The following is an 18,373-nucleotide window of genomic DNA, read 5'->3' as shown; positions in this document are numbered from 1 at the left end:
GCCTCCGGGCGCGGCACCGACCCCCACACCATCACCGGCGCCGCGCTGTCCGTCATCCCCAACCGGGTGTCCTACCTGCTCGACCTGCGCGGCCCCAGTGTGGCCGTGGACACCGCCTGCTCCAGCTCGCTGACCGCGATCCACCAGGCGGTGTCCGCGCTCCGCGACGGCAGCTGCGACCTGGCGATCGCCGGCGGGGTGAGCCTCATCCTGGATCCGTCGCTGTACATCGCCCTCAGCAAGAGCGAGATGCTCAGCGAGGACGGCCGCTGCAAGGCGTTCGACAGCCGCGCCAACGGATACGTACGCGGTGAGGGCGTCGGCGTGGCGGTACTGAAGGACCTCGCGGCGGCCGCGCGCGACGGCGACCCGGTGCACGCCGTGGTCCGGGGCTCCGCCGTGAACCACGGCGGCCGGACCAACTCGCTGACCGCCCCCAGTCCCGAAGCGCAGGCGGACGTCATCGCGCGGGCCCACCGGCTGGCGGGCACCGACCCGGCCGCCGTCGGCTATGTCGAGGCGCACGGCACCGGCACGGCGCTGGGCGACCCGATCGAGGTGACCGGGCTGCGGACCGCGTTCGCCCGGCTGTACGAGGAGGCCGACCGGGAGCTGCCGGACAGCCCGGCCTGCTCTCTCGGCTCGGTGAAGAGCAACATCGGCCACCTGGAGGCGGCGGCGGGTATGGCCGGTCTGTTCAAGGTGGTCCTGGCCATGCGGTACCGGACCATCCCGGCCAGCCTGCACGTCGTCCAGCAGAACCGCTATCTCGACCTGGACGGCGGCCCCTTCCGGATCGCCACCGAGACCGTCCCCTGGCGGCACCACCGCGATGACCGGGGACGGCCGCTGCCCCGGCGGGCCGGCCTCAGCTCCTTCGGGTTCGGCGGAGCCGGAGCCCACCTGGTGCTCGAGGAGGCGCCCGCCACGGCCGTCGCACCCACGGACACCGAGACCGGACACCGGCCTGGACGGCCGGCGTTGCTGGTGCTGTCGGCGCACACCCGGTCGGCCCTGACCGCCTACGCGGAGCGTCTCGCCGCCCTGCTGCGGCGGCAGGACGGCGAGACGGCCGCGGCGGACCCGGCGAACATGGCAGACATCGCGGACATCGCCTACACGCTCCAGACGGCCCGCGAGCCGATGCCGGAGCGGCTGGCGGTCGTCGCCGAGGACCGCGAGCAGGCGCTCGGCCTGCTGGAGGCGTTCATCGCCGGCGGCCCGGCCCCGGACCGCACGACCGGTGCCGTCCATGGCCGGGCCGGGGCCGCCCCGCGGGGCGCCCGGCCGCGCGGCGCCGCCTGGCAGCGGTACGTGGCGGCCTTGCTGGCCGATCACGACCTCGACACGCTGGCGGACCTGTGGGTCGCCGGCGAGGAGATCGACTGGCGGGCGCTGTACCAGGAGGCCGCCCGGCCGCCGCGCCGGGTGCGCGTGCCCACCTACCCGTTCGAGCGCACCCGCCACTGGGTCGCCGACGGCGCCGGACGCCCGCGGGCCGGGGCGCCCCCGGCGCAGCAGGCCGGGCCGCACCCGCTCCTGGACGCCGACGGCTCCGTGGCGGGGGAGGGGGAGTTCGTCAAGCGGCTCACCGGTGAGGAGTTCTATCTGCGGGACCATGTGGCCGACGGGACGCCCATCCTGCCCGGCGTGGTCCTGCTGGAGATGGCGCGTGCGGCGGACGAGCTGTCACGGAGCGACGGCCTGCCGGTGAACCGGGTCGAGGAGGTGTCCTGGGCCGCCCCGGTCCAGGTCGGCGGCGCCCGGCCCGGCTCCGACGGGGCGGCCGCGCCGCCGGCCGCCGTCAGTCTGCGGATCCGGCTCGACCGGGATCCGGAGCGGCCGGAACGCACCGGCTTCGACATCCGGACCGCCGACGGCGGTGGCGTCCGGCCCCATGCGAGCGGCGTGCTGGTCGCCCGGCCGGCCGGCCGGACCGCCCCGGCCGGACAGCTGGATCTGGCCGCCATCGGGGAACGCTGCCCACGGCAGTCGACGGGCGAGGACTACTACCGCCGTGTCGAGGAGACCGGTTTCCGCTACGGGCCGTCCTTCCAGGCCGTGGAGCGGCTGGCCACGGGCACAGGGGAGGCGCTGGCCCGGCTCGTGCTGCCGTCACACCTGCGCGACGGAGCCGGTGACCACCGCTTCCACCCCGTGCTGATGGACGCCGCGCTGCAGACGGCCGGCAGCATCCTCGCCGGCCCGGACGATCCCGACCGGCCCGCCCACCTGCCGTACTCGGTGGGCGCGGTGGAGCTGACCGCCGACCGTCTCCCCGACGCCTGCCACGCCTACGCCCGGCGCACGGACGACGGCTCCACAGCCGGTCTGAAGGTCTTCGACATCCTGCTGGCCGACGAGGACGGCACCGAGCTGGCCCGCATCGAGCGGTTCACGCTCCGCGCCCTGCCCGGGGCGGCGAACCCGCCCGGCGGCGTCACCGAACCGCTGCTGTGCTTCGAACCGTACTGGCGGGAGAGCACGGCCGGGGCGGAGGGCACACGGCCGCCGAAGACCCTGGTGCTGCTCGACGGCACCGGAGACGGCACCGGTCAGGCGCTCGGCGCCGGGGCGGCCGAGGGCATGGGCGCCCGGACCGTACACGTGGACCTGACCGCGGAACCCGACCTCGAACGGCTCGTGACCGATCTGGCCGACGACCTGACGGGGCGTGGCGACGGACCGGTCGGCATCGTCCACCTGCCCGCCCGGGACGGGGACATCCGGCAGGCGCTCGACAGCGGTTTCCACACCGCGCTCGGCTTCTGCCGCGCCTGGATAGCCGGGCGCGCCGGTGAGGCCCGCTACCTCTACCTCCACACCGACGGCACGGCGGCCGGGCCCGCGCACGCGGCGATGAGCGGCCTGGCCCGCTCGGTGCACGCCGAGTATCCGGGCCTGCTGGTGACCGCCGTCGCCTATGCCCAGGAGACCGACCTGCCCGCCCTGGTGCGGGCCGAGCTGACCACCGCCGAGCCGGTGGCAGAGGTCCGGACGAACGGGCGGCGGCGGCTGATCGGCGCCTGGCGGACGGCCGCCCTGCCGCAGGCCGCGGCGCCCTCGCCGTTCGCGGCTCCCGGCGCGCACCTGGTGACCGGAGGCACCGGCGGCATCGGACTGCACCTCGCCGAGCGGCTCGCGGCGCGCGGCGCAAGCGTCGTGCTCGCCTCGCGGTCGGAGCCGTCGCCCGCGGCCCGGGCCCGGATCGCCCGGCTGGCGGACGGCGGTGCCCGGATCACGCACGTACGCGCCGATGTGACCCGGCGGGAGGACGTGGCGGCGCTGGTCCGCACCGCACGCGAGCGGTTCGGGCGGATCGCGGGCGTCACTCACGCGGCCGGGGTGCTGCGCGACGGGTTCGTCCTGAGGAAGACCCGCGCGGACGCCGAGGCGGTGCTCGCTCCCAAGGTGCGGGGCGCGCTGTGGCTCGACGAGGAGACCCGTGACGAGCCGCTGGAGTACTTCGTGGCCTTCTCCTCGACGGCGGCGGCCCTGGGCAGCGTCGGGCAGTCCGACTACGCCTTCGCCAACGGCTTCCTGGACCACTTCGTGCTGCGCCGCGAGGAGCGGCGCGAGGCCGGGACCCGAACCGGGCGGAGCCTCGCCGTGAACTGGCCGCTGTGGCGGGACGGCGGGATCGCCATGGACGCCGCCGCCCAGCAGGCCATGCGGCGCGAGCTCGGCTTCAGCCCGCTTCCCGCGGACGTCGCGCTGGACGGACTGGAGCGGGCGCTGGCCGGCCGGGCGCCCCGGCTGCTGCTCGCCACCGGCGACGGCACCGTGATCGAGCGGGCCCTGACGGCAGGTCACACCGCACCGCGCGGTGAGCCGGGCGCGCCGGCCCGGCCCGTGAACGGCCTGCCCGATCTGCGGGGCAGGACCGAGCGGTTCCTGCGGGAACTCCTCGCCGCGGAGCTGAAGATGCCGGCCGAGGACATCCGGCCGGACGAGCAGTTCGAGCGCTACGGCGTCGACTCGTTGCTGGTGATGAGCATGACCCGGGCGCTGGAGCAGCACTTCGGGACGCTGTCGAAGACGCTGTTCTTCGAGTACTTCACGGTGGCCGAACTGGCCGGCTACTTCCTGGCCGAACACGCCGGGCGGCTGCCCGGGGTGCTGGGCGTCGCGGAGCCGGACCCGCCGGCCGAGGATGTGCCGCGGGCTCCCGCGGCCGGGACGTCCGCGGAGGTGGCCACCGTGCCCGCTCCGGTGAACGGGGCCGCTCCTGCCGCTGTGCCCGGCAGCGCCGTACCCGCCGCCGCCCGCTCCGCCGTCACCGCCGCCGTGCCGGAAGCACCGGCCACGTCACCGGGCGGCCCGGACGACGACATCGTCATCACCGGCGTGAGCGGCCGCTACCCGCGCGCCGACGATCTGCGGGAGTTCTGGCACAACCTGCGGGAGGGCCGGGACTGCGTCGAGGAGATCCCGGAGGACCGCTGGGACCACGCGCGTTACTTCGACCCGGACAAGGAGGCCCAGGGCAGGTCGTACTCCAAGTGGGGCGGCTTCCTGCGGGACGTGGACCGGTTCGACCCGATGTTCTTCCGGATGTCGCAGGTGGAGGCCGACCACATCGACCCGCAGGAGCGGATCTTCCTGGAGACGGTCTGGCACCTGCTGGAGGACGCGGGCCTCACCCGCGAGGCCATGGCGGGCAGCCGTACCGGAGTCTTCGTCGGCATGATGTACGGCCACTACCAGCTCTACGGCGTCGAGGAGGCGCTGCGCGGTGAAGGCATCGCGACCTCCTCCTCGTACGCCTCCGTCGCCAACCGGGTGTCGTACTTCTTCGACTTCGGCGGGCCGAGCGTGGGCCTGGACACCATGTGCTCGTCCTCGCTCACCGCCATCCACCTGGCCTGCCAGGCCATCCGGAGCGGGGACTGCGAGACGGCCGTGGCCGGCGGGGTGAACGTCTCCAGTCATCCGCTGAAGTATCTGCAGCTCAGCCGGGGCGGGTTCCTGTCCACCGACGGGCGCTGCCGCAGCTTCGGCGAGGACGGGGACGGCTATGTGCCCGCCGAGGGCTCGGGTGCGGTGCTGCTGAAGCGCCGGTCGGCCGCGGAGGCGGACGGCGACCGCATCCTCGCCGTGATCAAGGGGTCCGCGGTCAACCACGGCGGCGCGGGCAAGGGCTTCAGCGTGCCGAACGCGAAGGCCCAGGGCACCCTGATCGCCGACGCGCTGGCCCGCGCGGCCTGGACACCGGGCGATCTGGATTACATCGAGGCCCACGGCACCGGCACCGCGCTCGGCGACCCGGTGGAGGTCAGCGGGCTGCTGCGCGCCTTCCGCGGCCACGACCTGAACGGACGGAAGATTCCGATCGGGTCGGTGAAGTCGAACATCGGGCACGCCGAGTCGGCGGCAGGCATGGCGGCCGTCACCAAAGTGCTGCTGCAGTTCCGGCACGGCCTGCTGGCCCCGTCCCTGCACGCCGAACCGCTCAACCCGAACATCGACTTCGACGCGGCGCCGCTTCGGGTGCAACGGGAACTCGCCGCATGGCCCCCACGCACCGACGCGGCGGGCCGGCCGCTGCCGCGGACCGCGGCGGTCAGCGCGTTCGGCGCGGGCGGCACCAACGCCCATGTTCTGCTGGAGGAGTACGTGCCGCCCCCCTCACCTCCGACGGCGAAAGCCCGCGCTCCGTTCGTCTTCGCACTCTCGGCCCGGGACCGCGCACGGCTCGACGCGTACGCCGGGCGCATGGCGGACTTCCTGCGGACCGACGGCGCGGACACCGATCCCGCGGCGCTGGCCCACACCCTGCAGTCCGGCCGGGAGCCGATGGCCCACCGGCTGGCCGTGGTCTTCCGTGACCGCGCCGAACTGCTGGCCCGGATCGGCGAGTACCTGGCCGGCCGGGACAGCACACCGGGCGTGTGGACGGGGACCGTACCGCGCCGTACGCGGCCCGGGACGGGCCCGGAGGCAGACCCGGAGACGGGCCCGGAGGCAGACTCGGAGACGGGCCCGGAGACAGACCCGGAGGCGCTGGCCGCCGCCTGGACCGCCGGAGCCCCCGTCGACTGGCGGATGCTGTACGACGGGCCGCCGCCGGCCCGGGTGGAGCTGCCGGGCTACCCGTTCGCGCGCGACAGGTGCTGGTTCGCGGCGCCCGGGAGTGCTCTCCCGCACCACGCCCCGCACCACGCCCCGGACCCCGGCCCGTCCGCCGCCCCCGCCGCCCCCGCCGAGTCGCGGCAGCCTCGGCGGCCCTCGGACGGGGCAACCGCCGTAACCCAAGGAACCACCATGTACGAGGAGATCACTCTCTCCGCCGATACCCCGGTCATCGCCGGCCATCAGGTCGCGGGGCACCTGCTGCTTCCCGCCCTGGCCTACATCGACCTCATTCACCAGGTGTTCCGCCGGCAGGGACAGCCACATGACGAGCTGGAGCTGCGGGATCTGACGGTGCTGCGCCCGCTGGTGGTGACGCCCGAGGAACCCGCCCGGATCGCGCTGGACGGCCGGCCCCTGGCCCCCGGCCGCTGGGCGGTGCGGATCGTGGACCGCTCCCAGCCGGACGCGACGCCCTTCGCCACGGCCGAGATGGTGTCGGCGGGCCCGGTCCGGTTCGCCGGCCCGCGGCGGCCCGCCGCCCCCGCACCGTCCGCCGTGCCCGAGGACCTGGGCGCCGTCTACGACCGGGACGGCCGCGTCGGGCAGGTCTACTCCGGCGCCGTCAGGGCCGGCGGCCGGGTGTGGGAGGACGCCGAGGAACTGACCGCCGAACTCACACCGCCGTCCGGCGCCGGTACCGGTGGCCACCTGTTCCACCCGGCGCTGCTGCTCGGCGCAGCGGTGGCGGCCGGTTCGCTGCTGTCCGGCGGCGGCCGGGACGGTGCGTTCTTCCTGCCCATGTACGTGGAGTCGTTCCGGGCGGTGGCGCCGCTGACCGGGCCGTGCACGGCCCGCGTCCGCCGGTCGTCGCTCAGCCTTCGGGACGAACTCGCCAGGCTGACGATCGAGTTCCTGGACGGCGACGGGCGCATCCTCGCCGAGCTGCGCGGCCTGTCCAGCAAGCTGATCCGCTCCGGCACCCTGCCCGGACTGTCCGCCCCGGCTCCGCGGACGTCACCGGCTCCCCGGCCCCCGGCGGGGCCGGACGGTGCGCCGCTGACGCCCACCCAGGAACGGCTGCGCCGACTCATGGCGGACCGGCTGGGCCTCGCCCCGGAGACGCTGAACCCCGCCATCGGCTACTACGAGCTGGGCATCGACTCGGTCAGCGTCCTGGATCTGGTCACCATGCTGGAGCAGGCCGTCGGCCGGGACCTGCCGCCCACGCTCCTCTTCGAGTACACGACCATCCGCGATCTGGCCGCCTACCTGGACGAGCACCACCCCGGCACCCTGGGCGACATCGCCGCGGCGACCGGCTCTCCCGCTGTCCCGGCCGCGGAGCGCACCGGGCCGGTACCGGCCGGGCCGGTACCGGCCCCGGACGGCACCCGGCTGCTCGCCAAGGGCTGGGAGCCGGCCGGACCGGGCACCGGCGGTCCGCTGCCGCGCTCGGTCGCCGTCCTCGCCACCGCGCGGACCCGGGCGCTGGCGGACCGGCTCGCCCGTGAACTGCCGCGGGTGGAGGTCCTGGAACCGGCCGACCTGGCCGGGATGCCCGCTCCGGGCCGGTTCCAGGCGTGCGTCGACCTGACCGGGTGCGCACCCGCCGGGCAGGACACCCGCCGCATCCACGACGACCCCGCCGACTGGCTGCCCTGGGTGCAGCAGTTGGTGTCCCGGGCCTCGGCGGCGGAGCCGGTGCTGTTGCTCGGCGTCACCCGGGGCCTTGAGACCCCGCCCGCCGGCGGTGCGGACACCGGCCGGCAGCCGGTCAACCTCGCCGGCGCCGCGCGGGCCGGCCTGTACCGGATGCTGCAGAGCGAGTACGCGAAGGTGCGGTCGCGGCATGTGGACGTGGACCCCGCGGACGACGATCCGACGGTGATACGGCAGATCGCCGCCGAACTCGCGGACACCGGCGAGGACGCCGAGGTGTGCCACCGCGCCGGCCGGCGCTACCGGGCGGTGCTGCGGGAGACCCCGGTGGGAGCCGGGCGCGGTGACGGCGTACTGCCGTTCCCCGAGGACGCGGTGCTGTGGATCACCGGCGGCACCGGCGGCCTGGGCCTCGCCTTCGCCCGGCACGCGGTACGGCACTGGGGGGTGCGCCGACTGGTGCTCACCGGCCGGACCCGACTGCCGGACCGGGCCGACTGGGAGGCCCACGTCGACGATGGTCCGCTCGGCCGCAGGCTCGGCGCCCTGATCGACCTGGAGCGGGCCGGTGCCCAGGTGCGTGTGCTGTCGCTGCCGCTGGACGGTTCCGCCTCGGGCGACCTGGCCCGCGCCGTGAGCGAGGCCGAGCGTGACCTGGGCCCGGTCGGCGGTGTCATTCACAGCGCCGGGTTCGCCGACCGCGACAACCTCGCCTTCGTGGGCAAGCCGGCCGCCGGTGTCCGGGGCGTGATGGACCCCAAGGTCGCCGGTCTGGACGCACTGGTGGACTCTTTCGCGGGCCGCTCGCTGAGGTTCTTCGTGGTCTGCTCCTCGGTCGCCGCCGTGGTGCCGAGCGCGGCCGTGGGCCAGAGCGACTACGCCATGGCGAACGCCTACGCGGACTACCTGGCCGCGGCCAGGCCGCACGGCCTGCCGCTGCTGAGCGTGCAGTGGCCGTCCTGGAGCGGTGTCGGCATGGGCGACGCGGAACCCGGCCCCGGCTACCTGCGCACCGGCCTGGGCAGTCTGTCCGAGTCCGAGGGGACTGCCCTGCTCGACCACTTGGTGACGCACGACGCGGGACCCGCGGTCCTGCCCGCGGTGGTCCGGGACTCCGCCGTCTGGCGTCCCGAACTGCTGATGCGGCGCCGTATCGACGTCCCGGCCGCCGCCCCGGCCCCGGCCGCGGAGCCCACCCCGGCCGCCGAGCCGGTCGGCCCACGACCCTCGGGGGAGCTCGCCGAGACCGCTGTCTCGTGGCTGCTCGGCCTCCTCGCCGAGCACCTGCACTTCGACCCGGACAGGCTCGCGGCCGACACGCCGATCGAGGACTACGGGACCGACTCGATCATGATGGTTCAGCTGCTGCGCAGCGTCGGGAAGCGGCTGGGCGCCGAACTGGACCCCTCCGCGTTCATCGAGCACCCCACGGTGGAGTCCTTCGTGGGCTGGCTCGCACAGACGTATCCGGCGGAGTTCACCGCGGCCTTCGGCACCGGTCCCGCCGAGGAGCCCGTGCCGGAGCCCGTGCCCGTACCCGCGCCGGAGCCCGTACCCGCGCCGGAGCCCGTACCCGCGCCGGAGCCCGTACCCGCGCCGGAGCCCGTGCCCGTCCGGGGGGCCACGTCCGTCACCGAGCCCGCGGACGTTCCCGCGTACGCGCCCCAAGGCGCCGCCGGACCCGACGACATGGCCGTGATCGGCATGTCCTGCCGCTTCCCCGGAGCGCCGGACCTGGCCGCGTACTGGCGACTGCTCAGCGAGGGGCGCTCCGCCATCGCCCCCGTCCCCGCGCACCGCTGGGACGGTGGCGACGGCCTGATCGCCGGGCTGATCGACCGGGACGGCTTCGACCCGGGCTTCTTCCTGCTCTCCGACGAGGACGCCGCGGCCATGGACCCGCAGGCGCTGGTTCTCCTGGAGGAGACGCTGTTCGCCCTCGGCGACGCCGGCTACCGGCCGGCCGACCTCAAGGGCCGGGACGTCGGCGTCTACATCGGCGCCCGCAGCCGTCACCTCCCCGACGACGCGACGCTGAGCCGGACCCGGAACCCGATCGTGGCCGTCGGACAGAACTACCTCGCGGCCAACGTCTCCCGCTTCTTCGACCTGCGTGGGCCCAGCGTGGTGGTGGACACCGCGTGCTCCTCGGCACTGGTCGCCATGCGGGCCGCCGCCCAGGCGCTGCGCGACGGTGACGCGGACGCGGCCGTCGTCGGCGGAGCGACCCTGCTCGCCGACGACGCGGGCCACCGGCTGTTCGATCAGCGCGGGCTGCTCAGCCCGGATCCCGCGTTCCACGCCTTCGACCGGCGGGCCCAGGGCATCGTCCTCTCCGAGGGCGCCGGGGTGGTCGTTCTCAAGCCGCTGGCCCGCGCACTCGCCGACGGCGACCGGGTCCAGGCGGTGCTCAAGGGCATCGCGGTCAACAACGACGGCCGCACCGCAGGCCCTGCCTCGCCCAGCCTGGCCGCGCAGCAGGCGGTGATGGCCAAGGCACTGGAACGCAGCGGCAGGCGCGCGGACGAGGTGACCCATATCGAGGCCAACGCGGCCGGCTCGGCGGTGCACGACCTGACCGAACTCAAGGCGATCCGGACCGTCTACCGCGGCTCCTCCACGGCCCCGTGCAGCGTCGGGTCGGTGAAGCCGAACATCGGACACCCGCAGTGCGCGGAGGGCATCGCCGGATTCATCAAGGTCGTCCTGATGCTGCGCAACCGGCGGCTGGTGCCCTTCCTGTCCGGGCAGGAGCCGCCGGAGCACTTCGACCTCTCGGCCACGCCGTTCACCTTCGCCCGCGGCCTGGACCCGTGGCCCGACGCACCGCTCGTGGCGGCGGTGAGCTGCTTCGCCGACGGCGGCACCAACGCCCACGCGGTGCTGGAGGGCTGGACCGGCCCGGCCACCGGCCGCCCGGAGCTGGAGCGGCCCGCCCTGGCCCGCCGCACGCTCACCGGCCCCCCGGCCACGGCCCCGGCCGCCGCCGCCGCGGCCGCTCCCGCGGGGACCGCCGCCCCGGGGACCCCGCCGGTCCCGGTCGCCGTCATCGGCATGGCCGGCCGGTATCCGGGAGCCGACGGCCTCGACGCCTACTGGCAGAACCTCCTCCAGGGCCGTGACGCGGTGACGGAGGTCCCCGCCGACCGCTGGCCGTGGCAGACGGCCGGCGGGACCGGCGTGCCGATGTCCCGATGGGGCGGCTTCGTCGCCGACGCCGACTGCTTCGACTCCGAGTTCTTCCGTATCTCCCGGCCCGAGGCGGAGATCACCGACCCGCAGGAACGGCTGTTCCTGGAGACCTGCTGGGAGGCGATCGAGAACGCGGGTTACACCCCGGCCGCGCTGGCCGCGCCGCGCGGGCCCGAACAGCGCCGCCGGGTCGGCGTCTTCGCCGGCGCCATGCACAAGGACTACTCCCTGATCGCCGCGCAGGCGGCGCCGGTGGGCGGCAAGCCGCTCCCGGTGAGCCTCAACCAGGGAATGATCGCCAACAGGGTCTCGTTCTTCTGCGACTTCAACGGTCCCAGCATGTCCGTGGACTCGCTCTGCTCCTCGTCGCTGACCACCGTGCACCTCGCGGTGGAGAGCCTGGCCCGCGGGGAGAGCGAGGTGGCCATCGCCGGCGGGGTGAACCTGTCGCTGCACCCGGCGAAGTACCAGACCTACGGCGCGGTCGACATGCACTCCTCCGACGGGCGCTGCCGGTCGTTCGGCGCGGGGGGCGACGGGTGGGTCTCGGCCGAGGGCGTCGGCGCCGTGGTGCTCAAACCGCTGGACCGGGCCGAGCAGGACGGCGACCACATCTACGCCGTCATCCGGTCCACTGCCGTAAACCACGTCGGCGCCACCAGCGGAACCATCGTCCCCAGCCCGACCGCCCAGGCGGCGGTCATCTCCGAGGCCCTGGACCGGGCCGGCGTCGACGCGCGCACCATCGGCTGCGTCGAGGCGCACGGAACGGGCACCAAGCTCGGCGATCCCATCGAAGTCCAGGGCCTGCTACGAGCGTTCCGCCGGCACACCGCCGACAACGGTTTCTGCGCCCTGGGGTCGGTGAAGTCCAACATCGGCCACGCCGAGTCGGCGGGCGGGCTGGCCGGGCTGACCAAGGCGGCGCTGCAGCTCCACCACCGCACCCTGGTGCCCTCCCTGCACTCCACGACCGCCAATCCGTTGCTCGACCTGGAGAACACACCCTTCCGCCTGCAGCACCGCGCGGAGCCGTGGCCCGAGCCGGCGGCGGGCGGGCCACGGCGGGCCGGTCTCAGCTCCTTCGGCGCCACCGGATCCAACGCCCACATCGTGCTGGAGGAGTACGTACCGGCCGCCGAACGCCCGGAACACCGGGACCACGGGCCGCAGATCGTCCCGCTCTCGGCGCGCGACGACGACCGGCTGCGGGCCCTGGCGGGGCGGCTGCTCGCCTTCCTGGGCGCCGAAGACGGCGAAGGCGGCGAGGGCGGCGGTGGCACGGCGCCCGTGTCGCTGCCGGAACTGGCCCACACCCTGCAGACCGGACGGGTCGCCATGGCAAGCCGGGTGGCCTTCGTCGTGGCGGACACCGCCGAACTGCGCCGCCATCTCGACACCTACCTCACCGGGGCGCGGACACCGGGCACGGCCACGGGCCCGTGGGACTTCGGTGCCACGCCCGCCGCGCCGGAGACCGTCGAGCGGTGGCTCGCGCAGCGGCGGCTGCGGGAGCTGGCCGACCACTGGTCGGCCGGCGGCGCACTCGACTGGCAGCGGCTGTGGACGGCCGCCCGGCCGCGCCGAGTGCCGCTTCCCACCTACCCGTTCGCACGCGAGCGCCACTGGCACCCCGGCGCACTGCCCGCGGCGGCCCACGCCACGACGCCCGTGACCGCGTCCCCGGCCGCACCCGCACCCGCACCCGCACCGCACGCGACACCGCCGACGGCCGCACCCGCGCCCCCTGGGCCGCTGCCGCCCGGCCAGGTGGCCGACCTGGAGGCTCGCTTCCGGGCCGGTGAACTGTCCGCCCAGGACGTCCTGGACCTGCTGGATGCCGGCTCGACCGACGGAGCTCACCGATGACGAACACCGACTTCCGGTCCGTACTGCACCTCTACGCCAACGGGAACCTCGACCGGGAGCGCGCCCGGAACCTGCTGGAGGCTTCGGCGCCGCCGCCCGCCGCTTCGGTTGCCCCGCGGCAGTGGCCGTCCCGGTCGGCACCGATGGACATCGCCGTCATCGGCATGGCCGGCCGGTTTCCCGGCGCCTCGGACGTACGGGAGTTCTGGCGCAACCTGGAGGCCGGCCGTGTCACCGTGGGTGAACTCCCGGCCCACTACCTCCGCGCCGAGGGGCCCGGCTACCGCTGGGGCGGCGCCCTGCCGGACCGGGACGGCTTCGACGCGCCGTTCTTCGGCATCAGCCCGCACGAGGCCGACTCGATGGACCCGCACCAGCGGCTGCTGCTCCAGGAAGCGTGGCACGCTCTGGAGGACGCGGGTCATGACCCGGGAACGCTGCGCGGCAGCCGTACGGGCATGTTCATCGGCGCCGAGCCCACCGGCCACCCGCACGAGTCACCCGGTCGCGCAACCGACGCCCAGGCGGCCGCCGGGCTTTCGGCCGTCCTGGACCTGCGCGGGCCGGCCCTGGTGGTGAACACCACCTGCTCGTCCGGGCTGGTCGCCCTTCACCTGGCCTGTCAGAGCCTGCTCAGTGGTGAGTCGTCGCTGGCCCTGGCCGGCGGTGTGCACGCCGGGCTGGAACCAGAAGCGCTGGACACCGCGGCGGAGAGCGGGATGCTCTCGCCCTCCGGCGAGTGCCGCACCTTCGACGCGTCGGCGGACGGCACGGTCTTCTCCGAAGCTGTCGCCGTGGTGGTGCTGAAGCGGCTCGCCGACGCGATCGCGGACGGCGACCACATCCATGGCGTGATCCGGGCCACCGGTGTCAACCAGGGCGGGGCGGGCACCAGCGGCGCCGCGCCCGACGGCGCCGCACAGGAGCAGCTCATCAGCGAGGTCTACCAGCGGTACGGAATCGACCCGGAGCGGATCGGCGCCGTGGAAGCGCACGGCGCCGCCACCCCCCTGGGCGACCCGGCCGAGGCGAACGCCCTGGCCCGGGCCTACCGCCGGTTCAGCGACAAGAGCGGCTACTGCGCTCTGGGCAGCGCCACGTCACACATCGGCCACTCCCGGGCCGCCGCCGGCCCGGCAGGGCTGATCAAGATCCTGCTGTCCATGCGGCACGGCCTCCATGCCGGCCTTCCCACGCTGAACAAGCCCAGCCCGCTCATCGAACTCGACGGTTCGGCGTTCGTACTGGACGACGTGCCCCGGCCATGGCCCGCCGTGCCCGGCGTCCCCCGGATGGCGGCGGTCAACTCCGTCGGCCACAGCGGTACCAACGTCCATGTGGTGGTCGAGGAGCATCTGCCGGCGGATCAGGGGCAGCGTCCCGCCCGGTCCCCGGCGGGCGGACCGGAGCACCACCTCGTACCGCTGTCGGCGAAGAGCCCCGAGCGGCTGCGCGCGTACGCGGACCGGCTCGCGGCCTTCCTGGAGGACGCCGCGGCCCGGACACCGGTGGCGGCCCCGGAGCACCGGGAGCCGGTGGCACCGGCCCGGTTGCGCGAGCTGCTGGCCGGAGTGCTGGAGGTGGAGTCCGGCCAGATCGGCGAGGACGAACCGTTTTCCGGAATCGGTGTGGAGCCCAGCCACCTCGCCCGCCTCGGCGAGCTGCTCGAGGCCGAATCCGGCGGGACGTACGACCCGGCCGTCGCCCACCGGGCCCGCTCGCTCACCGATCTGGCGCGGCTGCTCGCCACCGAGGAGCCGGGGCGTGACGCCGCCGGCCGGGCGGCGGGGCCGGACCTCGCCGCCGTGGCCCGGACCCTGCAGCACGGCCGGGCGGCGATGACCGAGCGGGCCGCGTTCGTGGTACGTGACCTCGCCGGACTGATCGCCGGGCTGAAGGCGCTGGCCGCCGGGGAGAGCGCCGCGGAGGGCTGTCACCGGGGCACGGCGTCCGGGGCCGGGACCGTGGCCGGCCTGTTCGCGGGCGACCCGGAACTGGGCGAGGTGGTCGGCAAGTGGCTGGACCTCGGAAAGCTGGACAAGGTCGCGGAGCTGTGGGTGAACGGGGTGCCGGTGGACTGGCGCGCCGCACACCGGCGCGGCGGAGCCGGGCGGATACCGCTGCCCGGCTACCCGTTCGGGAAGGATGACCGATGACCCCGCGGACCGGGCGGCGAACCGTCTTCATGTTCTCCGGGCAGGGCTCGCAGTACTACCAGATGGGCCGCGAGCTGTACGACCATGAGCCGGTCTTCCGGGATGCCCTGCGCCGCTTGGACGACCTCGTCGCGCCGGACGTCGGCGGCTCCGTCATCGCCCGGCTGTACGATCCGGACCGCCCGGCTGCGGCGCCGTTCACCGACACCGTCGTCACCCATCCGGCGATCGTGATGGTGGAGCTGGCGCTGGCCGAGACCCTCATGTCCCACGGTGTGACGCCCGATCTGCTGCTGGGCGCCAGCCTCGGCGAGTACACGGCGTCGGTGCTGGCCGGTGTCATGGAGCCGGGCGCTTGCCTGCGCCGGCTCGTCGGGATGGCCCGCTCGGCGGGCGACTGCGCCCCCGGTGGCATGCTCGCCGTGCTCGCCGAACCGGCCCTGTACCACCGCGAACCGGACCTGCACCGGGACCTGGACCTGGCGGCCCGCAACTATGACGCCCACTTCGTGGTGTCCGGGACGCTGGACGCCCTGGACCGGGCCGAGGCGCTGCTCTCCGCCCGTGAGGTGGCGTACCAGCGGGTGCCGGTGTCGCACGGCTTCCACTCCGGGCTGATGGACCCGTCACGAGCGGCGTTCGACGCCCTGTGGGCGGACGTGGAGCTGCGACCGCCCCGGATCCCGCTGATCTCCAGCGCCACCGCCGGTCCGGTGCGCGCGGTCACCGCGGAACACCTGTGGCGGGTCGCCCGGCATCCGATCGAGTTCGCCGCGACGGTCAGGGCGCTGGAGTCGCAGGGCCCGCACCTTTACCTCGACGCCGGGCCGTCGGGCACGCTGCACAACTTCGTACGCGCCAACCTCACCGCCGTGCCGGACTCGCGGTCGCAGTCGCTGGCGCTGCTCACTCCCTTCGCCCGGGACACCCGGCAACTGGCCCGGGCATGGGACTGCGCGGGCACCGGCGGCAGCCGGCCCGCACCCGCTCCTGCGACACCCCACGCGAAAGGCGCAGACACAATGAAGGTGTTCGGCTTCCCGGGCCAGGGCTCCCAGGCCAAGGGCATGGGTGCGGACTTGTTCGACGAGTTCCCCGAGCTGGTCGCCCAGGCGGACGAGATCCTCGGCTACTCCATCCGCGACCTGTGCCTGAACAACCCCGAAGGCCGCCTGCGCCGCACCGAGTACACCCAGCCCGCGCTGTACGTGGTCGAGGCGCTGACGTACCAGCGGCGCAGCCGCCAGGATCCGCGCCCGGCGGACTGGCTCGTCGGGCACAGCCTCGGCGAGTACGTGGCGCTCTTCGCCGCGGACGTCTTCGACTTCGCCACCGGGCTGCGCCTGGTCCAGCGGCGCGGCGAGCTGATGGGCCGGGCCACCGGCGGGGGCATGGCCGCCGTGTTGGGCCTGGGCCTCGAAGCTGTGAAGTCGGCGCTGTCGGACTCCGGGCTGACCGCCCTGGACATCGCCAACCACAACGCCCCGGAGCAGATCGTGCTGGCCGGTCCCACGCCGGACATCGACCGCGCCCGTGCGGTGTTCGAGGGCCGGGGCGCCCAGGTGGTGGTGCTCAACGTGAGCGCCCCGTTCCACTCCCGCTACATGCGCGACGCGGCCGAGGAATTCCGGGAGCTGCTGGACGGCGCGGAGTTGCGGCCGCCGCGGATCCCGGTGATCGCGAACGTGGACGCCCGCCCGTACCGCCCGGACCGGGTGCGGGAGACGCTGGCCGGTCAGATCGTGGGGCAGGTGCGGTGGGTGGATACCGTCCGCCGTCTCATGGCGCAGGGGGACTTCGAGTTCGAGGAGCTGGGCCCCGGCCGGGCACTGACCAAGATGACCCGGAAGATCCGCGAGGGCTCGACCCCCCTGCCGCTGACCGAGCCCGACGTGGCGCCCCGGGCTGTGCCCCGGCCCGCCGCCGTGCCGGCCGCGGTCGTGGCGGCCCCGGTCCGTACCGAGCCCCCGGCCGCCGCGGCGGTGGTCCGGGCCCCGGAGGTGCCGGCACCAGTCGTACCCGCCCCGGACGCACCGGCGGCCACCGCCGCTGTGCCCGTGGTCCCTGCCGTCCCGGCCCCCGTCGCAACTCCCGCCCCGGCGCCCACGGTCCGGCGCGCGCCGGCCGCCGAGGACCTGGGGGCGGCCGGTTTCCGCGCCCGCTACGGTCTGCGCCTGGCCTACCTGGCGGGCGGGATGTACGGCGGCATATCGTCCGAGGCGCTCATCGCGCGGCTCGGCAAGGCCGGCGGCATGGGCTTCTTCGGCACCGGCGGGCTGCCGCTCGCGGAGGTCGAGGCCGGGTTGCGCGGCATCCAGGCCGAGCTGGGCCCCGACGGGCCGTTCGGGGCGAACCTGCTGCACCGCAACGCACACCCCCAGCAGGAGCAGGCTCTGGTCGATCTGCTGCTACGGCTGGGCATCGGCACCATCGAGGCGTCCGGCTTCCTCAGGATCACCCCGGCCCTGGTCAAGTACCGCCTGAAGGGCGGCCGGATCATCGCCAAGGTCTCCCGTACGGACACCGCCGAGGCGTTCCTCCGGCCCGCCCCCGACGAGGTGGTGCGAGGCCTCGCCGAGCGGGGCGAGGTGACCGAGCAGGAGGCCGCCCGCGCGGCCGGGCTACCGATGGCGGACGACCTGTGCGTCGAGGCCGGCGCCGGATGGCACACCGACGCGGCCGGCCTGGCCACGCTGCTGCCGGCCGTGCTGCGGCTGCGCGACACCCTGGCCGGACCGTGGCCGCGGGTGCACGTGGGCGCGGCGGGTGGCATCGGCACGCCGGAGGCCGCGGCGGCCGCCATCGTCCTGGGGGCCGAATTCCTGGTCACCGGCTCGGTGAACCAGTGCACCGTGGAGGCGGCGACGAGCACCGAGGTCAAGGACATGCTCCAGCGCCTCGACGTACAGGACACCGAGCCGGCGCCGTGGAGCGAGATGTTCGAACTCGGCGTGCGGGCCAGGGTGGTCAAGCGTGGTGTATTCCTCCCGGCCCGCGCCGACCGGCTGTACCAGTTGTGGCGCCTGCACGACTCGTTCGCCGACATCGACGCCGGGACACGGCGGCAGATCGAGGAAACCTACCTGCGGCGCCCCTTCGAGGATGCCTGGCGCGACGCCCTGGCCCAGGACGCTCCCGCAGCGGCCGACGGCCAGGAGGTGGGCGCCAAGCGCAGGCTCGCCCTCGCCTTCCGGTCCTACCTCGACCGCGGATTCGAGCTGGCCCGCACCGGCACCCCCGGGCGGCGGGTGGACTACCTGGTGTACTGCGGGCCGGCCATGGGTGCCTTCAACCACTGGGTCAAGGGCACCGGCCTGGAACCGTGGCAGGCGCGGAACGTGGACGCGGTGGCCGACCGGCTCCTGTCGGAGACCGCCCGGCTGCTGCAGCAGCGGAGCGCATCATTCCTGGCCGCTGGATAG

Annotated in this window: 3 protein-coding genes (1 of these 3 only partly in view); all 3 read left to right on the top strand. The window is 74.8% G+C overall.

Annotated elements, in window-relative coordinates; all coding sequences use genetic code 11:
- Tightly spaced (each overlapping or abutting the next), the 3 genes in view from ACFZCY_RS18080 to fabD form a layout consistent with a single transcriptional unit that may run on beyond the window.
- A protein-coding gene (locus tag ACFZCY_RS18080; RefSeq protein WP_391174248.1) for an amino acid adenylation domain-containing protein crosses the window boundary here: on the top strand, positions 1–12,795 show its 3' portion. It extends 9,045 nt beyond the left edge of the window; only the last 12,795 of its 21,840 coding nucleotides appear in the window; its start codon lies beyond the left edge, outside the window; the stop codon is at positions 12,793–12,795.
- Entirely contained in the window at positions 12,792–14,951 is a 2,160-nt protein-coding gene (locus tag ACFZCY_RS18075; protein ID WP_391174245.1) for a beta-ketoacyl synthase N-terminal-like domain-containing protein, read from the top strand. The genes ACFZCY_RS18080 and ACFZCY_RS18075 overlap by 4 nt, the downstream gene beginning before the upstream one ends.
- On the top strand, positions 14,948–18,373 hold the full coding sequence (gene fabD / locus ACFZCY_RS18070) for an ACP S-malonyltransferase (RefSeq protein WP_391174242.1): 3,426 nt from the start codon (positions 14,948–14,950) through the stop codon (positions 18,371–18,373). Before ACFZCY_RS18075 ends, fabD begins: the two co-directional genes overlap by 4 nt.

The organism is Streptomyces sp. NPDC007983 (genome assembly GCF_042958345.1).
Taxonomy (GTDB): domain Bacteria; phylum Actinomycetota; class Actinomycetes; order Streptomycetales; family Streptomycetaceae; genus Streptomyces.
This window is presented reverse-complemented; position numbering and strand designations above follow the sequence as displayed.

What these genes read in the sequence shown, in the direction of transcription:
- ACFZCY_RS18075 (WP_391174245.1), top strand. Translation starts at nt 12,792, where the DNA reads ATGACGAACACCGACTTCCGGTCCGTACTGCACCTCTACGCCAACGGG.
- fabD (WP_391174242.1), top strand. Translation starts at nt 14,948, where the DNA reads ATGACCCCGCGGACCGGGCGGCGAACCGTCTTCATGTTCTCCGGGCAG.